This window comes from Achromobacter maghribensis (assembly GCF_057334215.1).
Genome location: NZ_JBHFII010000015.1, coordinates 1 through 22,247 on the forward strand (window position 1 = coordinate 1; position 22,247 = coordinate 22,247).

The window sequence follows — 22,247 nt, forward strand, 5'->3', positions numbered from 1 at the left end:
GAATGTCTTTTCCCCGCCGGGCCGCCCCAAGGGGAAAAGCGCCCCCTCGGGGGGCAGCAAGCGTGCGAAGCATGCGCGGCGTGGGGGCATCATTTCCCGCCGGGCCGCCCCAAGGGGAAAAGCGCCCCCTCGGGGGGCAGCAAGCGTGCGAAGCATGCGCGGCGTGGGGGCATTACTTCGGCGGCATGCGGATGGCGCCGTCGAGGCGAATGGTCTCGCCGTTCAGCATATCGTTCGTGACAATGCTATAGACCAGTTTGGCGTAGTCTTCCGGACGGCCCAGGCGGGCGGGGAAGGGGATGCTGGCGGCCAGCGAATCCTGCACTTCCTGGGGCATGCCGAAGATCATCGGCGTGCCAAAGATGCCCGGAGCGATGGTCATGCAGCGGATACCGGTCTTGGCCAGGTCGCGGGCGATCGGAAGGGTCATGCCGGCAACACCGGCCTTCGAGGCGGCATAGGCCGCCTGGCCGATCTGGCCGTCGAACGCGGCAACCGACGCCGTGTTGATCATCACGCCGCGTTCGCCAGTGGGCTCGGGCGTGTTGGCGCTCATGGCCTCGGCGGCCAGACGCATCATGTTGAAGCTGCCGATCAGGTTGATCGACACGACCTTCTGGAACAGGTCCAGCGGATGCGCGCCGTTCTTGCCGACGATCTTGGCGGCGGGCGCGACACCCGCGCAGTTCACCAGGCCAAACAGGGCGCCCAGTTCAAGGGCCGCGGCGACGGCGCTCTTGCCGTCGGCTTCTTGCGTCACGTCGCAATGGACGTAGCGCTGGCCGAGTTCCTTGGCCAGGGCCTGGCCCGGCTCGTCCTGGACGTCGGCGATGACGACCTTGGCGCCGTTCTCCACCAGCATGCGCACAGTGCCTGCACCCAGGCCGGACGCGCCGCCCGTAACGATGAATACCTTGTTCGCGATTTCCATGTCTCTACCACCAGATCAGTTCAAGGGGATGAATGCGGCGCGGCGGGCGCCGAATGTGACAAGGCCTTCGGGCCGATGCCGGAACGCGTCGCGTCCAGCCGGCGCCGAAGGCCTGCAAGCCATCAATGCGCCAATCAGCTCTTGACGGCCTCGAAGAGGCGCGACTTGATTTCGTCGACGGCGCCCACGCCCGAGATCTTGCGGTATTTCGGGGCTTCGGCGGCGCTTTGCTGCGCCCAGGTCGAGTAGTAGTCGACGAGGGGGCGCGTTTGTTCGCGGTACACGGACAGGCGGTGACGAACGGTCTCTTCGCGATCATCGTCGCGCTGGATCAGTTCTTCGCCGGTGACGTCGTCGCGGCCTTCCACTTTGGGCGGGTTGAAGCGCACGTGGTAGCTGCGGCCGCTGGGCTGGTGCACGCGGCGGCCGCTCATGCGTTCGATGATGTCTTCTTCGGGAACTTCGATTTCCACCACGTAGTCCAGCTTGACGCCGGCGCTTTTCAGCGCGTCGGCTTGCGGGATGGTGCGGGGGAAACCGTCGAACAGGTAGCCGCTGGCGCAGTCGGGCTGCTTCAGGCGGTCCTGGACCAGGCCGATGATGATCTCGTCGGAAACCAGACCGCCGGCATCCATGACCTTTTTGGCTTCAATACCCAACGGCGTGCCTGCCTTCACCGCGGCTCGCAGCATGTCGCCGGTGGAGATCTGAGGGATGCCGAAGTGCTGGGTGAGAAACGCGGCCTGGGTGCCTTTGCCGGCGCCGGGAGGTCCGAGCAAGATAAGACGCATGAGTGCTCCTGATGGGGTTTATTTTTTGTGATCCGGGGGATTATGCCGCAACGCAGCAGCCAATGCGGGGCTGCGCCATGGGAAATAACCCTTATATCTGTTTGCTGTAGACCAACCGTACTCGCTCCAGATCCGCCGGGGTATCTACGCCTGCGGCGGGCGCGTTGGAGGTCCGGTGGACGACGATGTTGTGCCCATGTTCCATGGCGCGCAGTTGTTCCAGCGACTCGAACCGTTCCAGCTGGCCTTGCGGCAGGGTCGGGAAGCGGCGCAGGAAGGATACGCGGTAGGCGTACAGCCCGATGTGGTGCCAGGCGGGCAGCCCGTCGGCCAGCACGCGTTCGCCCGCGGCCAGGGCGTCGCGGGCCCAGGGGATGGGGGCGCGCGAAAAATACAGCGCGCGGTCGTTGGCGGCGCAAACCAGCTTGACGACATTCGGGTTGAACAGCGCTTCGGCGTCGGCCAGCGGGCAGGCGCAGGTGGCGATATCGGCGTCGGGGAAGGCTTGGAGCTTGGCCGCGACGGCATCGATGAGTTCGGGCTCGATCAGCGGTTCGTCGCCCTGGACGTTTACCACAATGGCGTCGTCGGGCAGGCCCAGTTGATCGACGGCTTCGGCCAGGCGGTCGGTGCCGGTGGGGTGGTCGCCTCGCGTTAGCAGGGCGGTCAGGCCATGCTCGCGGGCGGCGGCCTGGACACGGACGTCGTCCGTCGCGATGTAGAGCTGCGACGCGCCCGACAGGGCGGCGCGTTCGGCCGTGCGCACGACCATTGGCTTGCCGACGATGTCGGCAAGCGGTTTGTCGGGCAGGCGGGTCGAGGCGGCTCGCGCCGGAATCAAGGCGATGAAACTCACGGTGGGGCGCGTCAGGTGGCGGTGGAGGCGTCGTCCAGCGCGCGGGCTTCCGACTCGAGCATGACGGGGATGCCGTCGCGCAGCGGGAAGGCCAGGCGGTCGGCGCGGCAGACCAGTTCGGCTTGCTGCCGGTCGTGTTCGAGGCGGCCCTTGCACAAGGGGCAGACGAGGATGTCGAGAAGTCGGGATTCCATGACCACGATTCTAAAACAGTTTTGGGCACGGGCACGGGGGTGTTCGGCCCGGACGCCCACCGTCTTCTAGCCGGGTGCACGCTGGCGCAGGGCCTGCGCCAGCCAATCGAAGAGCTGCGGATCCGAGAACGCGGCCTGCACCGGGACCTCCCACAAGCGGCTGTCGTGCAGGGCGGCGCACTTGATCGCGTCTTTGGACGTGACGAGAATCGCGTCGGCCGTCATCGCCTGGAAGGGCGAATCAGCATAGTCATGGTGGTCGGGCAGGGGAAGCGTCGCGGCCAGCGTGATGCCGGCGGCGCGCAATGTGGTGAAGAACCGTTCGGGGTTGCCGATGCCGGCCGCGGCGGCGATGCGGGGCTGCCCGGCATAGGCGGACAAGGCGCGCGTGGCGCCGCCCTCGATTTGACGCGCGGCGCCGGGTTCCAGCCACATCCGCACGTGGCGCGGCCGCGCGGCGCCGATGGTGGGCGAACGGCCGTCCGGCGTGCCGATATTGGTGACCACCGCGTCCACGTCCTGCAGGCGGCTGGCAGGTTCGCGCAAGGGGCCGGCGGGCAGCAGGCGGCCATTGCCCACGCCGCGCTCGTCTTGCACCACGATTTCGATGTCGCGCGCCAACGCCAGATGCTGCAGGCCGTCGTCGGACACGATCACGTCCACGTCGGGATGCGCTTGCAGCAAGGCCCGGGCCGCCAAGGCGCGTTTCGGGTGTACCGAGACGGGAGCGCCGGTGGCGCGGGCGATCAGGGCGGGTTCGTCGCCGTAGCGGGCAGCCTCCAGCGCGCCGCTTCCGACGCGGGCGTCGGGGCCGATTTTCACGCCGTAACCGCGGCTGACCACGCCCGGCGTGTAACCGCGGGCGCGCAGGCCGTCGACCGTGGCGATCACCATCGGCGTCTTGCCCGTGCCGCCGACGTAGACGTTGCCGATCACCACCACGGGTACGGGCGCGCGGTAGGCGGGCCGGGAACCATCCAGGTATTGCCTGCGCTTGCGCGCCACCGCCCACGCGGTCAGCGCGGACAGCGGCAGCAGCAGGCTCGAAAGCCAACCGCCATGCTGCCACTGGCGAGCCAGCAGCGAGGCAGAAGAACGCGTTGTGGTCACCGGGAGGTCTGGGCGGCGAAGTTGACGCGGCCGATGCCGGCCAACCGGGCGGCTTCCATGATGTTGATCACGGATTGATGGGTGGCTTGGGCGTCGGCGTTGATGACGACGAGAGGTTCGGGTTTGCCGGCCGCGGCCTGGCGCAGGGCTTCCGCGATTTCGGGCGGCGTGGAAACGTCGATCAGCGTGCCGTTCAGGGCGTAGCGCCCGTCCTGGCTGACGGCGACTTCCAGCGCGGGCGGCGTGTCCTGTTCGGACGAGGCCTGGGGCAACGTCACCTTCAACTGCGTGAAACGCGCGAACGACGTGGTGGCCGCCAGGAAAATCAGGATGACCAGCAGGACGTCGATGAGCGGGATCAGGTTGATGTCCAGTTCATCGCGGTCGCCCCGGGAGCCTCGGAAATTCATGAACGTCCCTCGCGCGGGGCGGGGGCCGAGGATACGGCGCGCACCAGGCGCGACGCGGACTGCTCCATGGCGCTCAGGTAGCCGTCGACGCGGCTGCGCAGATAGCGATGCGCGATCATGGCGGGAATGGCGATCAGGATGCCGAAACCGGTGTTGTAGAGCGCGATCGAGATGCCGCGCGCCAACTGCGCCGGATCGCCGCCGCCGGGCGTGTACGAACCGAAAATCTCGATCATGCCGACCACGGTGCCGAACAGGCCCATCAGCGGCGCGACGACGGCGATGGTGCCGATGGCCGGAATGTAGCGGCTGAGATCATGGGCGACCGCGCGGCCGGCGTCTTCGACCACGTTGCGCAGTTCTTCGCGGGGCAGGTGCCGGTGACGCATCACTTCCGCCAGGACGCGGCCCAGCGGCGAGTTGCGTTCCAGCCGGTTGATCGCTTCGGGGGTGTCCTGGTGATTGCGCAGCATGTCCGCCACCTGCTCGTTCAGGCCGCGGGGCAGGATCAGGCTGCGGCGCAGGGAGAGGAAGCGCTCGAATATCAGCGCCAGACCCAGCACGGATGTCGCCAGCAGGGGCCAGATAGGCCAGCCGGCCTCGCGCAAAATGGAAAGCAAAGCGTTCAACTCCCGGGGAAGCCAAGGCGCGCGGGATGGTGCGCGTCGGCATCTGATCAAGCCGAAACTGTAACGGCGCGGCGGGGTTGTGGCAAGGCGGATTGACCCCCGATTTATCCACAGAAATTGTGGATAATTCTGTGCAAAACTCTGCCGGAAGGCTTGTGGGCACAGGGCTTGCGCTTGTTTGCTTCAAATGAGCGCAGCGGTGTTGGTGTAAAAATCCCATATAAATCAATGAATTGCACGGAGATTGCTGGCTGTCTGGGCCGGTGCTGCAAAAAACGGTGAACGCGGTATCATTGCGGCCCGCTACGTATGCCCTGTGGACAGGTACGCATCGGAAAGCCCCATGACAATTGAACTTGCAGTCACAAACAACGCATTTACGCGGGATATCCTGACAGTTGCCCAGCTGAACCAAGCAGTAGGGCAGTTGTTGGAGCGCAGCATTCCGGCAATATGGGTGCGCGGAGAGATTTCCAATTTCACGGCCGCGGCTTCCGGGCATTGGTACTTCACGCTCAAGGACAGCCGGGCCTCCGTGCGTGCTGTCATGTTCCGCAGCCGCGCCAGCGCAGTGGGCTTCGTGCCCCGGGCGGGCGATCAGGTCGAGATCCGGGCCAGGGTGTCCTTGTACGAGCCCCGCGGCGACTACCAGTTGCAGGCCGACGCGATGCGCCGGGCCGGCCTGGGCAACCTATATGAAGCGTTTCTGCGCCTGAAAGAGCAATTGGCCTCCGAAGGCCTGTTCGATCCTGCTCGCAAGCGCGATCCGGCTCGTTTGCCGCGTGCCATCGGCGTGGTCACCTCGCTGCACGCAGCGGCGCTGCGGGACGTCCTGTCGGCGCTTGCCCGGCGCGCGCCCCAGGTGCCGGTCATCATTTATCCCGCCCCGGTGCAGGGCGCGGATGCCGCCAGCCGGCTGGCCGCCCAGGTCCGGACGGCCAACCAGCGCGCCGAAGTCGACACCCTGCTGCTGGTGCGCGGCGGGGGCAGCATCGAAGACCTTTGGAGTTTCAACGACGAAGACCTGGCGCGCCAGGTCGCGGCCAGCGAGATCCCCGTGATCAGCGGCGTCGGGCACGAGACCGACTTCACCATCGTGGACTTTGTGGCCGACGTGCGTGCGCCGACCCCCACCGCTGCCGCCGAACTGGCCTGCGTCCCGCGTTCCGAACTGCTGGGCCGCGTCATGCAGACCGCGCAGGCCATGGCGCGCGGCCAGCAGCGCCGCCTGGAACGCGCCGCCCAACGCCTGGACCGCGCGGCGGGCCAGCTGGTGTCTCCGGCTCAGCGCCTGGAACATCAGCGAGAACGCTTGAATAGCTTGCGCTTCCGCCTGGCCTCGGCCTGGTCGGGGCCGCAAGGCAGACGCGCGGCTCGCGTCAACCTGCTTGCCCAGCGCTTGACGCACCGCGTGCCGGATACTGGCCGCGCCGCTGACCGCCTGGCGGGCGCCATACGTCAATTGGGCCAGGCGCAAGCGCGTCTGTTGGTCCAGAACCGTAACCGGGTGGCCGCGGCCACGGCGCAATTGCGGGCGCTGGACCCAGGCAACACGCTGTCGCGCGGCTATGCCATTGCCCGCGACGCCGACGGCCGTATCGTGCGTGACGCGGCCGCATTGGCGGCCGGCCAGCCGCTGGAACTGAGCTTCGCGCAAGGCGGCGCCCAGGTCCAGGTCCTGCAAACCCGCAAGGCACGCGACGCCAGCTGACTTGCCTGCCGGCTGGCGATCCGGCCGTCGGGCAAGGACACGGGCGAGGGCGGGGGCGGCACGAACCCCTCCGATGCAATCCCAGGTGATGCAACCCAAGGCGAGGCAATGCGGCACAACAAAAGCGTGGATTGGATGGCGGGCTTGCTGGCCGGTACAGCGATTGGGTTGGGGCATGGGGCGATCGCGCAGGCGGCACCAACCGCAGCCGCCGCCGAGACCGCCGCCGCCGCTGCATCGGAAGGCGTGAAGACCGACCCGACATGGGTCGAACCAGGCCGGGCGGAAAGGGGGGCGCGCCAGGCGGCCAAACCTTGCGATTGCGATTCGTCCTATCGCGAATACAAGGACGCCAATACACCCCCGGCGGCAGCCCTTTTTGCAGCGGTCGACACGAGTGACGAGACGGCGTTCTTGGCGGCCCTGGCTCAGGTGGATCGCGCGGGCGATTACGCCCTGGACGGCGTGCCGTTGCTGCATGCGTTGTTGATGCCGCCGCGCGCATTGCGCGCCCCGGACGTCTACTGGAGCATGACGGCGGAGGACACGGCGCGCATCCGCACGGCCCATCAGGCGATCCTGCCGGCCCGTACCCGCATGCTGGCTGCGCTGCTGGCAACGAAGCCCGCGCTGGATGACGTGACGTACTCGTCGCGCCGTCCGCCGCTGCACCTTGCCCTGCTTTACGGCACGCCGGCCATCATGGATCTGTTGCTGGCAGCGGGTGCAAAGCCGGACCAGCTCGGGGATGAAAACCGCACCCCGCTCGAATTCCTGTTGAATCGGGATTTCGAGTTTGCGGTGCGGATGACTTATCTGCCTCGCCTGGTGGATCGCGCGTCCATGACGCAGATGGTGCTGGCGTTGTTCAAGGCCGGCGCGGCCAAGCCCTATGCGGGTGTCGAGTCCGACGTCGCGGATTACCTGGCCTGGGCCCCCATGGTGGAAATGACCGAGGGCGCGGAGCCGTTGCAAGCGCTGGCCGCCACGGGCACCAAGCCGGCGTACGAGGACGGCCTGACCGCATTGGCGCTGGCGGGCTACCTGGGCAATAGCGGCGCCGTGCCGGTGCTGATGGCGCTCGGCCCGCGCCATATTCCCGCGACAGGTTACGGCCAGACCGGCGAGCGCGACGTGTGGCTGGACGCGGCGCAAGCCGCTGTGGAAGGCGGCCATCCCGAGATCGCGACGCAACTGCTGCGCGCCGGCATGCCGTTCGCACAAAGCGGCCCGCAGACCGGGTCCAGGGACCTGATTTTTGGCAAGCTGGAAATGGTGGCTCGGCCCATCATGAACCTTGCCGCCCTGCGGGGGGATACGCAGACGCTGCAACGCTTGTTGGCGCTGGGCGCGCCGGTTGGCGGCGATCCGCAAGAGCAATACGGCAATACGCCGCTGGCGGATGCGGTTCAGGCTCGCCAGCCCGCCGCCGTGACGATGCTACTGGCGGCGGGCGCCGACCCCACGGCCAAGCGCCAAGGCTATGACGCGAAGTCGGCGGTCGACGTCGCGGTTCAGGCGGGTGATGTGGCAACGCTGCGCCAGTTCGCCGATGCCGGGTTCGACTTGAAGACGCTGGGGGCTGGCGCGATCCGGCAGGCGTTGGAAAACCGCGAGGGGGCGTTGGCCTTGATGTTGATCGAGGCCGGCGTGCCCGTTGATTCCAACACGGGCGGGCCCGGCAAGACAGACGACGCGGGTGACGCCGGCGGCCGCGCCGAGCCGCCGCTGTTGCTGGCCGTGACGTCGGGCCAGGCGCCGGTCGTCGACGCGTTGCTGTCCAGGGGAGCAGACCCCGCAGGCCTCGCATCCGACGGTGAAAGCGCCTTGTATTGGCTGATCGGCAGGCAGGACACCGCAATGCTCGACCGTTTGCTGCGCGCCGGCGCCAAGCTGGACGATCCGCGATTGCCGCGCGCGCCCGCGCCATATGCCTTGTTGAACGCCGCCGTGGCCTCGGGCGATATGGCGCTGGTCAAGCGCGTCAGCCAGGCCACGGGCCAGGCTGTTGCGGATGCCTGCTTGCCCGAGGGCGGCGAATTCAACCTGTTGGACAAGCCTGGGTATTTCGCCCAACTGCAAGCAGCGGGCTTCACCGGCAAGCCGAACGCGTGCGCGCGCGACGCCGCGCCCTTGCCGCAACGCATCGTGTCGCAGTTGCTGCACAGCCGGCAATTGATCGTGGCGCGCCACGCGACCGTGGTGCAGCTGCTGCGGCAATTGAAGGCGTCGGGCGCGGACCTGGACGCGCCGCAAGCGGATGGCGCTACGCCGTTGAACGTGGCGATACAGCTGGGCCGGCAGGATCTGGCCGACGCGCTGCTATCGGCGGGCGCCAGTCCGGATTCGGTGGATGCCGCGGGCCGAACGCCGGCCGGCGTCGCACGGGAGACCGGCCAGCCCGCCATGCGGATGCTGCTGGAGCGCCATGGCGCGCGCGTCGATGACATCGCCGCGCCGGTCGTCGCCAGCAAGCGCGGCGGCGCCAAGGCATCCAGCAAATCCGCCGCCGGCCTGGTCGGGCACTACTGGCTGCGCGGCATGCGGGAAGTGGGCAGTGAGATCCTGCTGTCGGAAGACGGCCGTTTCGACTACATGATGACGTACGGCGCGGTCGATATCGTGGCCCGCGGAACATGGCGCAACGATGGCCGGCAGGTCTTCCTGGATACGCCGCCCATCGTGCCGTTCTCCGCAATCGCTGGCGTGCGCGCCGATACGCGGCCAGCAGAGTCCAACCAGTTGACGGTGCGCGTGTACTACCGCGACCGTCCGGTGAAGGTCGACGTGGCGATGTCCTCGGCGGACGCGGACTATGGCGGCGGCCCGCGGCAGTCCGAAGGCTCGGACGGCGTCAGCGCGCCGATCGCGCCAGGGGCGTTGAAGGCCCTGGCCGTGTTCGTGCCGCTGCCTTCGGGCGCGCGCTGGCACGAGGTGGACGTCAGCAAGATCGACGCTGGCGCGCGGGCCATTCGCGTGGATGTCGCGGTGCCTGAATCCGCAACGGGCACGCCGCTGCATAAGACGTTCACGCTGCATAAAGACGGTGCATTGGTAGAGTCGAGCGGCGGCCGGGAATTGCGATACGAGAAAGAGTAGCGTTTACAAAAACAAGACGCGCCAAAGTCATAAGCACATGTGTCCGTTAACCCCGCACAGGCACGGGTTTAACAAGGTATCCTCATTAGTTGCCGATACAATTGAACGGCTTGATCGTGCACTCAACAGAAGGAACCAACACATGGCACATACTCTTCCCCCCCTGCCTTACGAACTGGACGCGCTGGCTCCGCACATCTCCAAGGAAACGCTGGAGTTCCACTACGGTAAGCACCACCAGACGTACGTCACGAACCTGAACAACCTGATCCCGGGTACGGAATTCGAAACGCTGTCGCTGGAAGACATCGTGAAGAAATCCTCGGGTGGCATTTTCAACAACGCCGCTCAGATCTGGAACCACACGTTCTACTGGAACAGCCTGGCCCCCAAGGCCGGCGGCGCACCCTCGGGCAAGCTGGCTGACGCCATCAATGCCAAGTGGGGCAGCTTTGATGCTTTCAAGGAAGCGTTCAACAAGTCGGCAGCCGGCAACTTCGGTTCGGGCTGGACGTGGCTGGTCAAGAAGGCCGACGGTTCGGTCGACATCGTCAACACCAGCAACGCCGCCACCCCGCTGACCACGGCCGACAAGCCGCTGATCACCTGTGATGTCTGGGAACACGCGTACTACATCGACTACCGCAACGCGCGTCCCAAGTACCTGGAAAACTTCTGGGCGCTGGTGAACTGGGAGTTCGCCGCCAAGAACTTTGCCTGATCGGTAAAGTTGCCGGATTCCGCGGAGTGAGCTCCGCGGCGCTTGAAGAGAAACCCCTCGCCCGCCCGAGGGGTTTTTCTTTTTGTTCAGGAAAAATTCAGCTTTCAAAATTCTGTCGATTGTCGAATTCATTGTGGGGAAATGACGAGAAAACATCCTTTTCTTTAGGGTTTTCCCTAGAATCCCGTGCCGCTATTGTTGCCACCAGTCTGCGGCTGAACCCCGGCGCCGACGACCGCGGCCTGCCGCCCATAAACCGGGGTATCTATAGGGAAGGGAAGCATGTTGCGGTTATTTTCGGGCTTGCGCATCGGGGCGCGCCTATCGGGCGCGTTCTTGCTCGTCGCGTTGATCGGCGGCGCCATCGGGGCCTTTGGCGTGTGGGGACTGTCACGCATCAATGAAATGAACGACCGGCTGTACGACACCGAGCTGCGCGGCATCTCGGACCTGAAGGAAGCCAATCTCAACCTGATCTACGCGGGTCGCGCGCGCAGTGGCTATCTGGCCGCGACAAGCGAGCAGGACCGCCAGGCGTTGAAGAAGCAATTCGACAATGCGGTCAAGACCATGGACGTGTTGCGCGACAAGGCGGCTGCCAATTTCCACGCGGAAGAGGGCAAGCGCTTGTTGGCCCAATTCACCGAAACCGAGCAGCTTTGGAAGCGCGAGTCGGAGGCGTTCTTTGCCGCCGCGCAATCGCAATCGCTGACGCAGGCGGATCCGCGCGTCGCCGAAATCGAGAAGCGGGTGATCGCTACGTCGCAGAAGCTGGACGACTTGATGACGGACCTGGCGGTGGGCAAGGAAAAGACCGCCGCGCAATCCGTGCAGGAAGGCACGGACCTGTACGGCGCGGTGCGCGCGGTGATGATCGGGCTGGCGGTGGCCGGCGTGGCCATCGGCATGCTGCTGGGCTGGCTGGTGACGCGGGGCATCGTGCGTCCGCTGGAGCAAGCCGTCCACGCGGCGCGCCAGGTTGCCGCCGGCGACCTGACGGCCAACATCCAGGTGGCGACCCGGGACGAGACCGGCGACCTGATGAGCGCGCTGAAGGCCATGAACGACAGCCTCGCACGCATCGTCGCGGACGTACGCGACGGCTGTGAGAGCATCGCCTCGGCCTCCTCGCAAATCGCGCAGGGCAACTCCGATCTGTCGCAGCGCACGGAAGAGCAGGCCTCGTCGCTGGAAGAGACCGCGGCGTCGATGGAAGAACTGACCAGCACCGTGCAGCAAAACGCCAACAACGCCAGTGAAGCCGACCGCCTGGTCAGCCAGGCATCGACGGTCGCGGTGCGCGGCGGCGAAGTGGTCGAAGGCGTGGTGCAGACGATGAGCGCCATTTCCGACAGTTCGCGCCGCATCGCCGATATCACGGGCGTGATCGACGGCATTGCGTTCCAGACCAACATCCTGGCGCTCAACGCTGCCGTGGAAGCCGCGCGCGCTGGCGAGCAGGGCCGTGGTTTCGCGGTGGTGGCCGGTGAAGTGCGCACGTTGGCGCAACGTTCGGCCGTGGCGGCCAAAGAAATCAAGGCGTTGATCGACGAGTCCGTCACGCGTGTTGAAGGCGGCACGCGCCAGGTCGATGAAGCCGGCCGCACCATGCGCGAAGTGGTCGACAGCGTGCGTCAAGTGGCCGTTCTGGTGCGCGAGATTGCCAGCGCGTCGGAAGAGCAGTCCTCGGGCATCGGCCAGGTCAATCAGGCCGTGGCGCAGATGGACACGGTCACGCAGCAGAACGCGGCGCTGGTGGAAGAGGCCGCCGCGGCGGCCGCCAGCATGCAGGAGCAGGCGTCTCGCCTGGCGCAGGAAGTGCGCCGATTCAAGGTGGATGCAGGCGGCGCGCCGGCGCGCCAGGCGCAGGCCCGGCTGGTGCAAGCCGTGCCGGCCACGGCCAGAAAGCCAGTGTCATCGGCGGCGCGGCCGGCGCTGGCGCAACCGTCCGACGACGATTGGTCGACGTTCTAAGCGCGGCCGCGACGTTTCTGCCCGGCGCCATGCCGGGTTGTGGGCTGCGGGTCAGGTTGGAATGGTAAGGTTAACGACCTCCCGCCGCCTGCCCGCAGCCTATGAGCCTGACTGATTCATTTCGCCGGATATCCGCCGGCGCTCGCCGCCTGATGCGCCGCAAAGTGCGCCAGGCCAATCGCCTGTCGCGCAAGAGCCTGCAAATGCTCTTGTTGCTGGGGGGCGCGGGTCTGGTGGCGCTGATGTCGCTGGGTTTCGCCTACCTTGCCGACAAGGCGCTGGACTGGAATAGAGAGTGGGTCGGCCACAACGGTTGGCTCGCATTGCTGGTGCTGCCGTTCAGCCTGGCCGGCTTGCGCTGGCTGACCTTGCGCTTCGCGCCCAATGCGTCGGGTAGCGGCATTCCCCAAGTCATCGGTGCGCTGTCATTGCCGCCCGGCGCCAGCCAAAGCAGCCTGGTATCGCTGGCGCAGGCCCTATGGAAGATCCCGTTGGCGTTCTTCGGCATGCTTGCCGGCGCATCGATCGGCCGCGAAGGCCCGTCAGTGCAAGTCGGCGCCGCGCTGATGCTGGCCTGGGGCGACTTCTGGAAGCGGCGCGGCGTGCAATTGCGCGGCTTTCACGCCAACGAGCTGATCGCCGCAGGCGCCGCCGGCGGGCTTGCCGCGGCGTTCAACGCGCCGCTGGCCGGCGTCATTTTCGCCATCGAAGAATTGGGCCGGGGCACGGTGTTGCGTTGGCAGCGGCTGGTGTTGATCGGCGTGCTGGCCGCAGGTTTCCTGGTGGTGGCAGTGCAGGGCAACAATCCGTATTTCGGCGTGTTCGGCGGTGCGCCGCTGGCCCATGGCATGGTCATGTGGATCATCGTTTGCGGCACCATCAACGGCGCGTTGGGCGGAATCTTCGCCCGCCTGCTGGGCAAGGGCGTGGCCGGCTCCGCGCCGGCGGCGTGGCGCGCCTGGATTCGTGCGCATCCCATCTGGACCGCCTTCGTCATGGGGCTGATCCTGGCCGTGATCGGCCTGTGCACCGCCGGCAGCGTCTACGGCACGGGCTACGGCGTGGCGGCCGACCTGCTGTCGGGCCACGACACGGCGCCGGTCGGCTTTGGCCTTGCCAAAATGGCGGCCACCGTGGCCTCGTACTGGGCGGGCATTCCCGGCGGCATCTTTACACCGGCCCTGACGACCGGCGCCGGCATCGGCCAGCACATCTGGGAATTGGCGGGCGAGGGCGTCGACCAGCGCGTGCTGGTGCTGGTCTCGATGGCGGCCTTTCTGGCCGCGGCCACGCAGGCGCCGTTGACGGCCAGCGTGGTGGTCATGGAAATGACCGGCAGCCAGCCCATGCTGTTCTGGCTGCTGGTGGGCTCGCTGCTGGCCTCGGGCGTGTCGCGCCAGTTCTGCCCGCAACCTTTCTATCATCTGGCGGCGGGGCGTTTTCGCCGGCAGGCGATCGTGGACGCCGGACGTGCGGTAAAAACGGAAATGGACGCGGGCCCGGCTGGGGCAAAGTCCTCCACGCCGTGACCGCCATGCACCTTGATCGTGCGCGCGCGGTGCACGATCAGGGTGAACACCTACTGGACATTGTCCATGTGGCGGACATGATCGCCTTGCACCAATTTGGCGCGAAAACCGCTGCGTTAAGATCGGGCGATCCCGTTTTTCTCACTTCACTCCGAGCTTCTCATGACCGTGAATGCCTTTATTTGTGATGCGATCCGCACCCCCTTCGGCCGCTACGGCGGTGCGCTGGCGAGCGTGCGCCCCGACGATCTGGCTGCCGTCGCCATCAAGGCGCTGGTGGCGCGCAACCCCGGCGTGCGCTGGGAAGAGCTGGACGACGCGATCATGGGTTGCGCGAACCAGGCCGGTGAAGACAACCGCAACGTTGCCCGCATGGCGACCCTGCTTGCCGGTCTGCCGATCGAAGTTCCCGGCGCCACCGTCAACCGTCTGTGCGGTTCGGGTCTGGACGCCATTGGTACCGCAGCGCGCGCCATCCGCGCCGGCGAAGCGGGCCTGATGCTGGCGGGCGGCGTCGAAAGCATGAGCCGCGCGCCGTTCGTCATGGGCAAGGCCGACAGCGCGTTCTCGCGCAATGCCGCCATCTTCGACACGACCATCGGCTGGCGCTTCATCAATAAGCTGATGAAGGCGCAATACGGCGTGGACTCGATGCCCGAGACCGCCGAGAACGTCGCCGACGATTTCAAGATCAGCCGCGAAGACCAGGACTTGTTCGCGCTGGCCAGCCAGCAGAAGACGGCCCGCGCGCAAAAGGAAGGCGTGTTCGACGCCGAGATCGTGCCGGTGTCGATCGCCCAGAAAAAGGGCGATGCCATCATCGTCGCCAAGGACGAGCACCCGCGCGAGACCAGCCTGGAATCGCTGGCCAAGCTGAAGGGCGTGGTTCGTGAAGGCGGCACCGTCACCGCCGGCAATGCGTCGGGCGTGAACGACGGCGCGGCCGCGCTGCTCCTGGCCGACGAAAAGGCCGCTGCCCGTCACGGCTTGACCCCGCGCGCCCGCGTGGTCGGCATGGCCACCGCCGGCGTCGCGCCGCGGATCATGGGCATTGGCCCGGCTCCCGCCACGCTGAAGGTGCTGGCCCAGACCGGCCTGACGCTCGACCAGATGGACGTGATCGAATTGAACGAAGCCTTCGCCGCCCAGGGCCTGGCCGTGATGCGCCAGTTGGGCCTGGCCGACAACGATCCTCGCGTGAATCCCAATGGCGGCGCGATTGCCCTGGGTCATCCGCTGGGCGCCAGTGGCGCGCGTCTGGCCACCACGGCGATCAACCAGCTGCACCGCACCGGTGGCCGCTACGCGCTGTGCACGATGTGCATCGGCGTCGGCCAGGGCATCGCGCTGATCATCGAGCGCGTCTGACGCCAAAGTGTTGTTTTTTCCCGCCGTTTTTCCAGGGCGGGAATGAAAAGGGAGCCCCGCGGGGCTCCCTTGTCGCATCTGGGCGGGCTTTGCCGCCCCGGGATCGCGCCGCTCAGGGCAGGCCGTCGATTTTCCGTCCCGCCTTGATGCCGTGCTCGGCGAACCAGCCTTGGGCCATTTCCAGGGCGTAGCGCACGGGTTTCTTCGCGCAGTGCGGGTCTTCGGTCTGGGGCGCCATGTCGTCGATATTGACGATCGTGCCGTCGTCGGCGATAAAGGCTATCGAAAGCGGCAGAAGCGTGTTGCGCATCCAGAAACACTGCACGTCGGGCTGTTCGAACACGAACAGCATGCCTTCGTTGCCGGGGAGTTCCTTGCGGAACATGAGGCCGTCGCGACGCGTGGCATCCGTATTGGCGACTTCTGCGCGGATAATATGGATACCCGCCGAAAGCTGGGTGGTCGGCAACGGCGCCTGCGGACCGGTCTGCGCTTGCGCGCCGGCGCTCAAGGCGAACGCGGTGGCGGCGATTGCCGTGGCGGATAACGCTTTGCGTATTGCTGACTTAAAGAACGCTGTCTTGAACAACGTGCGACTGACAGGGAACAACACAGCATTCTTCAGCATGGCCTGGCTTGGTATTAGGAAAAATAACAAGGCGGGGCTCGAAAGCCCCGCCTGAATTAATGGCGCAACCTTACCGTTGCACTTTAAGGGTAACTCAGGCAGCCGTAATATTAAGCGCCTGTTTTCCTTTGGGCCCCTGAATGATCTCGAAGGCCACTTTCTGACCTTCTTTCAGGGTTTTAAAACCATTCATCTGGATGGACGAAAAGTGGGCGAACAGATCTTCACCGCCGTCGTCGGGCGTAATGAAGCCGAACCCCTTTGCATCGTTGAACCATTTGACGGTGCCCGTCGATTTGGGATTGTCCCCTTGGACGGCGGTTGCGGTCGTATCAGACATGCGGACTGCCTCATTGAATCGTATGTTGACAGAAGGGCATCGCGGTCAAGACCCCTGTCCCCCCTCCGGCTTCCTGGCAGATTTTCGATGAGTTGAAAACCCCAGAATGCGCTGATAATGCGCTGCTTTTCTTCGTCGCGTCAAGTATGGAAACTACGTATTTCTGCGTGTAATTTTACGTAAGTTACACGTTAGGCGTCCCCAGTTTAAATAGAATAGCCGCCCTATGAGTTCTACCTTGGATACCCAGCATGATTTGGCCGTCGAGAAGGCACCGGCACGCGCCGCGCCGCCTCCGATGTATCAGGTCCTGTTGCTCAATGACGACTACACGCCGATGGAGTTCGTCGTGAAAGTGCTGCAGAAGTTCTTCAATAAGAATCACGAAGAGGCAACGCGGATCATGCTGCAAGTGCATCACGAAGGGCGCGGAGTATGCGGGGTGTATCCCCGCGATCTCGCCGCGACGCGCATTGCCCAGGTCGGGCAGTATGCGCGGGCGCGCCAGCACCCGCTTCAATGCGTGATGGAACCGGTCTAATACATAAAGAAGCGCCGCCAGCGATGGCGGCGTTGTGCTGTCCGCAATTTGCAGAAAAGTAGTATCCGCGTACCGGGAAGCGCGCGGACATGTTGGTCGGCAGCTCCGCCGCAAAGGAGCATTGGATTCGAGTAGGCGGAGGGGTTTGCCGTGAGTGGAAAGATAAGCAAGACCTGGCTGGCGGTAGCCGGCGTTGTGGTGCTGGCCGGGGCCATCGGCGCGGGCTGGTGGATGGGCAAGGACCGCCAGGCGGTCGCGCCGGCCCCCGTGCCTGCCGCATCCTCCCAGGCGGCCAACACGGCCGCGCCTGCCTCGAGCGATAAGCCGGCGATGCCGGCCAGCGCGACGGTCGGTTCGGCCGACCCGTTTGCGGCGCTCACGTGCCAACCTCGCCAATATAACGACGCGCTGTCGCTCTCCGTCACGTTTACGCAACCGGTGGACGGCAAGGCCAATCTGGATAGCTTCCTTCAGGTGACCGACATCGGCGCCATTTCTGGAAAGGAAGACCAGGATAGCGAATCGTCGGCGTCCCCGAACGATCAGCCCGCCTCGGTCAAGCCGGGCGACTCCGCGCCGAAGGGCAAGATCGTGAAGGGCAACTGGATCGTGGGCGACAACCCGCGCATGGTGTACTTCCCCTACGTTCAGCCGCAGCGCAAATACGCGATCACGGTGCGCTCGGGCCTGCCCGGCGTGGGCGACAAGGTCGTGCTGGCGGAATCGTCGAATTGCGAAGTCAACACGCAAGCCATGCCGCCGTCGTTCTATTTCGCCAGCCGTGGCGTCGTCCTGCCCGCCGGGCAGAACGGCGGTTTGCCCGTGGCGACGGTCAACGTTTCCGAAGTCGACGTGCAATTCCTGCGCGTGGCGCCTGACCGCGTGCCGGAACTATTTGAAACCGTGCTGGGCATCGGCCGCAACACGGTTGCAGAAGCCGACGACGATGACGGCGGCTATTATGACGAGGAAGACGGCTGGCGCTATTCCGACAACCGTAGCCTGAAGGGCTCGGTCAGCAATTGGGACCTGGACCGTCTGAATTCGTTGACGACCAGCGTATACCAAGGTCGTTTCCTGACGGATGACAAGCCGAACCGCCGCCATGTGACGTTCCTGCCCGTTGAAGGCGTGAAGGAACTGCAAGAGCCCGGTATCTATATTGCGGTGATGAGCCAGCCTGGCCGCTTCCGTTACGAATACCAGGTCACGTACTTCTACGTCAGCGATATCGGCTTGCATGCGCGCCGCTACACCGACCGCATCGAAGCCTATTCCGTATCGTTGAAAACCGGCCAGGCCATTTCGGGCGCCACGTTCGAATTGGTGGATGGCGCCGGCAAATCGTTGGCCAAGGCCGCTGCCGATGCGCAAGGTCACGTCCGGTTCGAAGGCAGCTTCACCAATGCGCGCGTCATCCGCGCATCGCGCGACAAGGAAATGACCGTGCTGGCGCTGGCCGAGCCGGCGCTGGACCTGTCCGAGTTCGACACGGGCGGTCATGTTTCGCGCCCGAACAACCTGTTCGTCTACGCAGGCCGCAACCTGTACCGTCCGGGTGAAACGTTCAACGTGTCGGTGCTGCCGCGCGATCTGGACGGTCGCATGCTGACCCCGGCGCCGCTGACCGCGACGATCAAACGCCCCGACGGCCGCGTGGTGCAAACCACGTTGTGGCAGCCCAAGAAGGACTTGGTCGGCTATGTCGAGCGCGCGATCGATCTGCCGCTGGATGCGCAGACCGGTTCGTGGCTGCTTGAATTGCGCGTGGACCCCGCGTCGCGCGCGCCGGACGCATCGTGGAAATTCCAGGTCGAGGAATTCCTGCCCGAGCGCATGAAAATGGCGCTGACGTCCGACCAGGAAGTGCTGTCGCCCGATGAAGAACTGACGGTGGATGTGCAGGGCGACTATCTGTATGGCGCGCCCGCCGCGGGCAACCGCCTGCTGTCGACCTTCCAGGTCAAGCGCGACCGCTTCGCCCTGGCGCAGCAATTGCCGGGTTTCATCTTCGGCGATGTGGCCGACGATTCGCGGCGCACCTTTGGAGAGTTGCCCGAGGCGGCGCTGGACGACAAGGGCTATGCCCAGGTCGAGGTCAATCCGAATACGTCCGGTACGCATTCGCCCATGAAGGTTCGCGTGTCGGCCAGCCTGCTGGAATCCGGCGGCCGCCCGGTGGTGCGTTCCATCGAGCGTAGCGTCTGGCCCGCCGACAAACTGATCGGCGTGCGTCCGCAATTCGACCGCGATGTGGCCCGCGAAGGCGCGCCCGCCGGTTTTGAAGTGATCCGGGCGAACGCCCAAGGCAAGATCGAACCGCTGGCCCAGGCCCAGATGCGCCTGTTCCGCGAAGAGCGCCAGTACTACTGGCGGTTCGACGACCAGCGCGGCTGGAACAGCGGCTACACCGAAACCGATGAGCTGGTCGATTCGCGTGAGATCGCGCTGAACGACCGCGCTCAATTGACCGTTCCGGTCAAGTGGGGGCGCTACCGTCTGGAACTGAGCGATCCGGAAACGGGCCAGACGATGCGTTACCGCTTCTATGCGGGTTGGAACGCGCAGGACGCCGATGCGATGGGCAACCGCCCGGACCGCGTGCAGATGAAGCTTGAAGGCGTGCCGGCCAAGCCGGGCGACACCGTCAAGGTCACGCTGACGCCGCCGCATGATGGCCAGGCGCTGGTTACTGTCGAAGGCGACCGTATGTTGTGGTCCACGTGGGTGGCCGTGAAGGCGACCGGCACGCAGATCGAGATCCCGATCAACAAGGACTGGAAGCGTCACGACCTGTACGTGGCCGCCGCCGTGTTCCGCCCCGGCAGCGAAGGCGACCGCGTGACCCCGGCGCGTGCGCTGGGCCTGGCGTTCCTGCCGATCGCCAGCACTGACCGCAAACTGGACGTCAAGCTGACCGCGCCGCCCAAGGTGGTGCCCGAGAACAAGACGACCGTGCGCGTCAAGGTGGACGGCGCCCAGGGCAAGCAGGCCACGGTGACCCTGTCCGCCGTGGACGTCGGTATCCTGAACATCAACCAGTACGCCACGCCGGATCCGCTGGACTTCTTCTTCGGCAAGCACCGTTACGCGCCCGAATTGCTGGACATGTACGGCAAGCTGATCGAGAAGATGGACGGCACGAAGGGCAAGCTGAAGTGGGGCGGCGACGCCGCCATGCGCGGCGATAGCAAGAGCCTGCCCAAGAAGGTCAAGCTGGTCGACCTGTTCTCGGGTCCGGTGACGCTGAATGCGCAGGGCGAAGCGAATATCCCGCTGGACCTGCCTGATTTCAACGGCACGCTGCGCCTGATGGCCGTGGCGTTCACGGCCGATAACTACGGCAGCACCGACACCGAAATGGTCGTGGCGGCGCCGATCGTGGCCGAACTGAACACCCCGCGTTTCATCACCCCGGGCGACCAGGCCGCGATTGCGCTGGACGTGACCAACCTGAGCGGGGCTGAACAGAAGATCACGGTCAAGCTGGAAGCGCTGGACCCGTTGGCGATTCCTGATGGCGTTCGCACGCTGACGCTGAAGGACAAGCAGCGCACGACCTTGCGCTTCAATGCGACCACTACCGGTTCGTATGGCCTGGGCCTGATGCGCCTGACCGTGGACGGGCAGGGCGCTGGCAAGCCCGTGCACATCGTGCGCGAGTCCGTGCTGCAGGTGCAGCCGGCCTATGCCGGCGAGCGCCAAGTGCGCCGTGTGAGGTTGAACCCGGGCGAATCCAATTCGCCGCAGGCGTCGTGGGTGTCTTCGTACTATCCGGACTCGGCCTTGATCAGCATGACGGTGTCGAACCGCCCGCCGTTCAACGTCAACCGCCTGGTCGAAGGCCTGCTCGCCTATCCTTACGGGTGCACCGAGCAGACCATCAGCCGCGCTTTGCCGTGGGTGCTGATCGACGAAGATGTTGCCAAGCAGTTCGGTTTGAAGCCGCGCACGCAAGTCGAGCGCGCGACCCAGGTCTCGGGCGCCATTGCCCGCCTGTCGGGCATGCGCAACGCGGTGGGCTCCTACAACTTGTGGAGCGGTTCCACCTCGCGTGATGTCTGGCTGACGGCCTATGCCGTGGGTTTCCTGCAGGACGCGCGCGACAAGGGCTTTGAAGTGCCCGAAGCCACGCTGGACCGTTCGCGCCAGTGGCTGCTGGAGCAAGTGCAGCAGACGTCGAACGGTTTCGGTACGTGGTCCGTGAACCTGCGCCGCAACGTCGAGGCCGGCCGCATCGACGGCAGCGACGCCAACATCCTGCGTGAAGACCATCGCCGCTTCGCCGGCCTGTCGACCGCGGTGCTGGCGCTGGCCCGCGACAAAAAGGCGCCGCTGTCGACCGTGCGCCAGCTGTTCGACAACTACCAGGAGCGCGCGCGTTCGCCGCTGCCGCTGATCCAGCTGGCTGCCGCGTTCAAGCTGATGGGCGACGAAGGGCGCATGAAGTCTGCGCTGGACGCCGCGATGACGCGTGAATACGGGTTCCCGCGCCGCAACTACAACGCCTACTACGACGAATGGCTGGGCGACTACGGCAGCAGCGTGCGCGACTACGCGTTGGCGTATGCGCTGGCCAACCAGTACGGCTTGAAGCACGACCGCCTTGAAAACCTGATGACGCAATTGACGGCGCGTCTGGGCAATCGCTCGTACCTGTCGACGCAGGAGCGGATGGCGCTGTTGCTGGCCGCTCGTGCGGTCGGCGGCGACAAGGGCACGCCGTGGGAAGCCTCGCTGACCGTCAATGGCGCGCGCAAGCCGCTGGACGGCGGCAAGAGCGACCAGATGGTGGCGCTGTCGGCGGCAGATCTGGCGAATACGCAACTGGTCAACACCGGTGCGCAATCGCTGTTCGTGGAATACGACATCCAGGGCAGCCCGACCGTTGCGCCCAAGCCGCGCAACGACGTCATCCAGCTGAAGCGTGGCTGGTACCGTCCGGACGGCAAGCCGTGGGATGGTGGCACGTTGCAGACCGGCGACATGCTGGTGGTGTGGGTGCAGGCCTCGGCCAACCAGAGCATCCCTGATGCCCTGATCGAGGACCGCGTGCCCGCGGGCTTCGAAGTCGAGAACCTGAACCTGTCGCAAAGCCCCGAGATGCAGGAATGGACGATCGGCGGACGCCGCGTGGCGGAAGCCATGGCCGATTCCAACATCAAGCATCGCGAGTTCCGCGACGACCGCTACGTGGCCGCCGTGTCCCTGGGCCGCAGCAAGGTTGACGTGTTCTATCTGGTGCGCGTCGTGACCCCGGGCCGCTATGCGGTGCCGTCGACGGTGGCCGAAGACATGTACCGTCCCGAAATCCGGGGCGTGGGCGAGCAATGGAGCACGGTCGAAATCCGCGACCGCGGCGCCAAGCGTCCTTGACCGCCGCCGCCCCCCCCGCGACCGGCGCCCACCCCGCGC

General features: G+C 65.7%; 17 protein-coding genes. 8 read left to right on the forward strand and 9 right to left on the reverse strand.

All coding sequences use genetic code 11. The features are described 5' to 3' along the window. Positions 1 to 172: 172 nt before the first annotated feature. From ACE039_RS06225 to ACE039_RS06255, 7 genes are all read right to left on the reverse strand, one after another. Positions 173 to 931, reverse strand: coding sequence for a 3-hydroxyacyl-CoA dehydrogenase (locus ACE039_RS06225; protein WP_006220294.1), 759 nt, complete (start codon positions 929 to 931; stop codon positions 173 to 175). 134 nt (positions 932 to 1,065) lie between these two features. Further along, complete coding sequence (gene adk / locus ACE039_RS06230; protein ID WP_485811329.1) at positions 1,066 to 1,722, reverse strand: adenylate kinase; 657 nt, start codon at positions 1,720 to 1,722, stop codon at positions 1,066 to 1,068. A 91-nt stretch (positions 1,723 to 1,813) separates the two neighbouring features. Then, positions 1,814 to 2,578: a 3-deoxy-manno-octulosonate cytidylyltransferase gene (gene kdsB / locus ACE039_RS06235; protein WP_448711446.1), complete on the reverse strand. Its 765-nt coding sequence runs from the start codon at positions 2,576 to 2,578 to the stop codon at positions 1,814 to 1,816. Between the two features lie 11 nt (positions 2,579 to 2,589). Beyond that, positions 2,590 to 2,772, reverse strand: coding sequence for a Trm112 family protein (locus ACE039_RS06240; protein ID WP_105556343.1), 183 nt, complete (start codon positions 2,770 to 2,772; stop codon positions 2,590 to 2,592). Positions 2,773 to 2,838: 66 nt separating this feature from the next. After that, on the reverse strand, positions 2,839 to 3,882 hold the full coding sequence (gene lpxK / locus ACE039_RS06245; protein ID WP_485821941.1) for a tetraacyldisaccharide 4'-kinase: 1,044 nt from the start codon (positions 3,880 to 3,882) through the stop codon (positions 2,839 to 2,841). After that, a complete protein-coding gene (locus ACE039_RS06250; protein ID WP_105556341.1) occupies positions 3,879 to 4,292 on the reverse strand; it encodes an ExbD/TolR family protein in 414 nt (137 codons plus the stop codon). The genes lpxK and ACE039_RS06250 overlap by 4 nt, the downstream gene beginning before the upstream one ends. Then, a complete protein-coding gene (locus ACE039_RS06255) occupies positions 4,289 to 4,912 on the reverse strand; it encodes a MotA/TolQ/ExbB proton channel family protein (RefSeq protein WP_105556340.1) in 624 nt (207 codons plus the stop codon). Before ACE039_RS06255 ends, ACE039_RS06250 begins: the two co-directional genes overlap by 4 nt. 352 nt (positions 4,913 to 5,264) lie before the next feature. Between ACE039_RS06255 and xseA the strand changes: the two genes are divergently transcribed. The 6 genes from xseA to pcaF all read left to right on the forward strand — a co-directional run bounded on the left by xseA (position 5,265) and on the right by pcaF (position 15,323). After that, positions 5,265 to 6,632 carry an exodeoxyribonuclease VII large subunit gene (gene xseA / locus ACE039_RS06260; protein WP_448709931.1) on the forward strand — a complete coding sequence of 456 codons (1,368 nt, stop codon included), beginning with the start codon at positions 5,265 to 5,267 and terminating at the stop codon, positions 6,630 to 6,632. Between the two features lie 108 nt (positions 6,633 to 6,740). Further along, positions 6,741 to 9,731 (forward strand): ankyrin repeat domain-containing protein, encoded by a 2,991-nt coding sequence (locus tag ACE039_RS06265; protein ID WP_485811328.1) that lies wholly within the window; start codon positions 6,741 to 6,743, stop codon positions 9,729 to 9,731. A gap of 142 nt (positions 9,732 to 9,873) precedes the next feature. Then, complete coding sequence (gene sodB / locus ACE039_RS06270) at positions 9,874 to 10,452, forward strand: superoxide dismutase [Fe] (protein WP_105556338.1); 579 nt, start codon at positions 9,874 to 9,876, stop codon at positions 10,450 to 10,452. A gap of 282 nt (positions 10,453 to 10,734) precedes the next feature. Next, positions 10,735 to 12,426 carry a methyl-accepting chemotaxis protein gene (locus ACE039_RS06275; protein ID WP_485821942.1) on the forward strand — a complete coding sequence of 564 codons (1,692 nt, stop codon included), beginning with the start codon at positions 10,735 to 10,737 and terminating at the stop codon, positions 12,424 to 12,426. A 101-nt stretch (positions 12,427 to 12,527) separates the two neighbouring features. Then, complete coding sequence (locus tag ACE039_RS06280; protein WP_313461781.1) at positions 12,528 to 13,955, forward strand: chloride channel protein; 1,428 nt, start codon at positions 12,528 to 12,530, stop codon at positions 13,953 to 13,955. Positions 13,956 to 14,117: 162 nt separating this feature from the next. After that, positions 14,118 to 15,323 carry a 3-oxoadipyl-CoA thiolase gene (pcaF, locus tag ACE039_RS06285; protein WP_105556335.1) on the forward strand — a complete coding sequence of 402 codons (1,206 nt, stop codon included), beginning with the start codon at positions 14,118 to 14,120 and terminating at the stop codon, positions 15,321 to 15,323. A 112-nt stretch (positions 15,324 to 15,435) separates the two neighbouring features. Here the strand turns inward: pcaF and ACE039_RS06290 are convergent, their stop codons facing one another. Then, the gene (locus ACE039_RS06290) at positions 15,436 to 15,951 is read right to left on the reverse strand and encodes a DUF192 domain-containing protein (RefSeq protein ID WP_448708103.1); all 516 of its coding nucleotides are present in this window, start codon (positions 15,949 to 15,951) and stop codon (positions 15,436 to 15,438) included. Positions 15,952 to 16,045: 94 nt separating this feature from the next. Further along, the gene (locus ACE039_RS06295; protein ID WP_006220277.1) at positions 16,046 to 16,291 is read right to left on the reverse strand and encodes a cold-shock protein; all 246 of its coding nucleotides are present in this window, start codon (positions 16,289 to 16,291) and stop codon (positions 16,046 to 16,048) included. 226 nt (positions 16,292 to 16,517) lie between these two features. Between ACE039_RS06295 and clpS the strand changes: the two genes are divergently transcribed. Both clpS and ACE039_RS06305 read left to right on the forward strand, forming a co-directional pair. Next, complete coding sequence (gene clpS, locus ACE039_RS06300) at positions 16,518 to 16,832, forward strand: ATP-dependent Clp protease adapter ClpS (RefSeq protein WP_006220276.1); 315 nt, start codon at positions 16,518 to 16,520, stop codon at positions 16,830 to 16,832. A gap of 150 nt (positions 16,833 to 16,982) precedes the next feature. Then, complete coding sequence (locus ACE039_RS06305; RefSeq protein ID WP_485821943.1) at positions 16,983 to 22,208, forward strand: alpha-2-macroglobulin family protein; 5,226 nt, start codon at positions 16,983 to 16,985, stop codon at positions 22,206 to 22,208. Positions 22,209 to 22,247 lie beyond the last annotated feature (39 nt).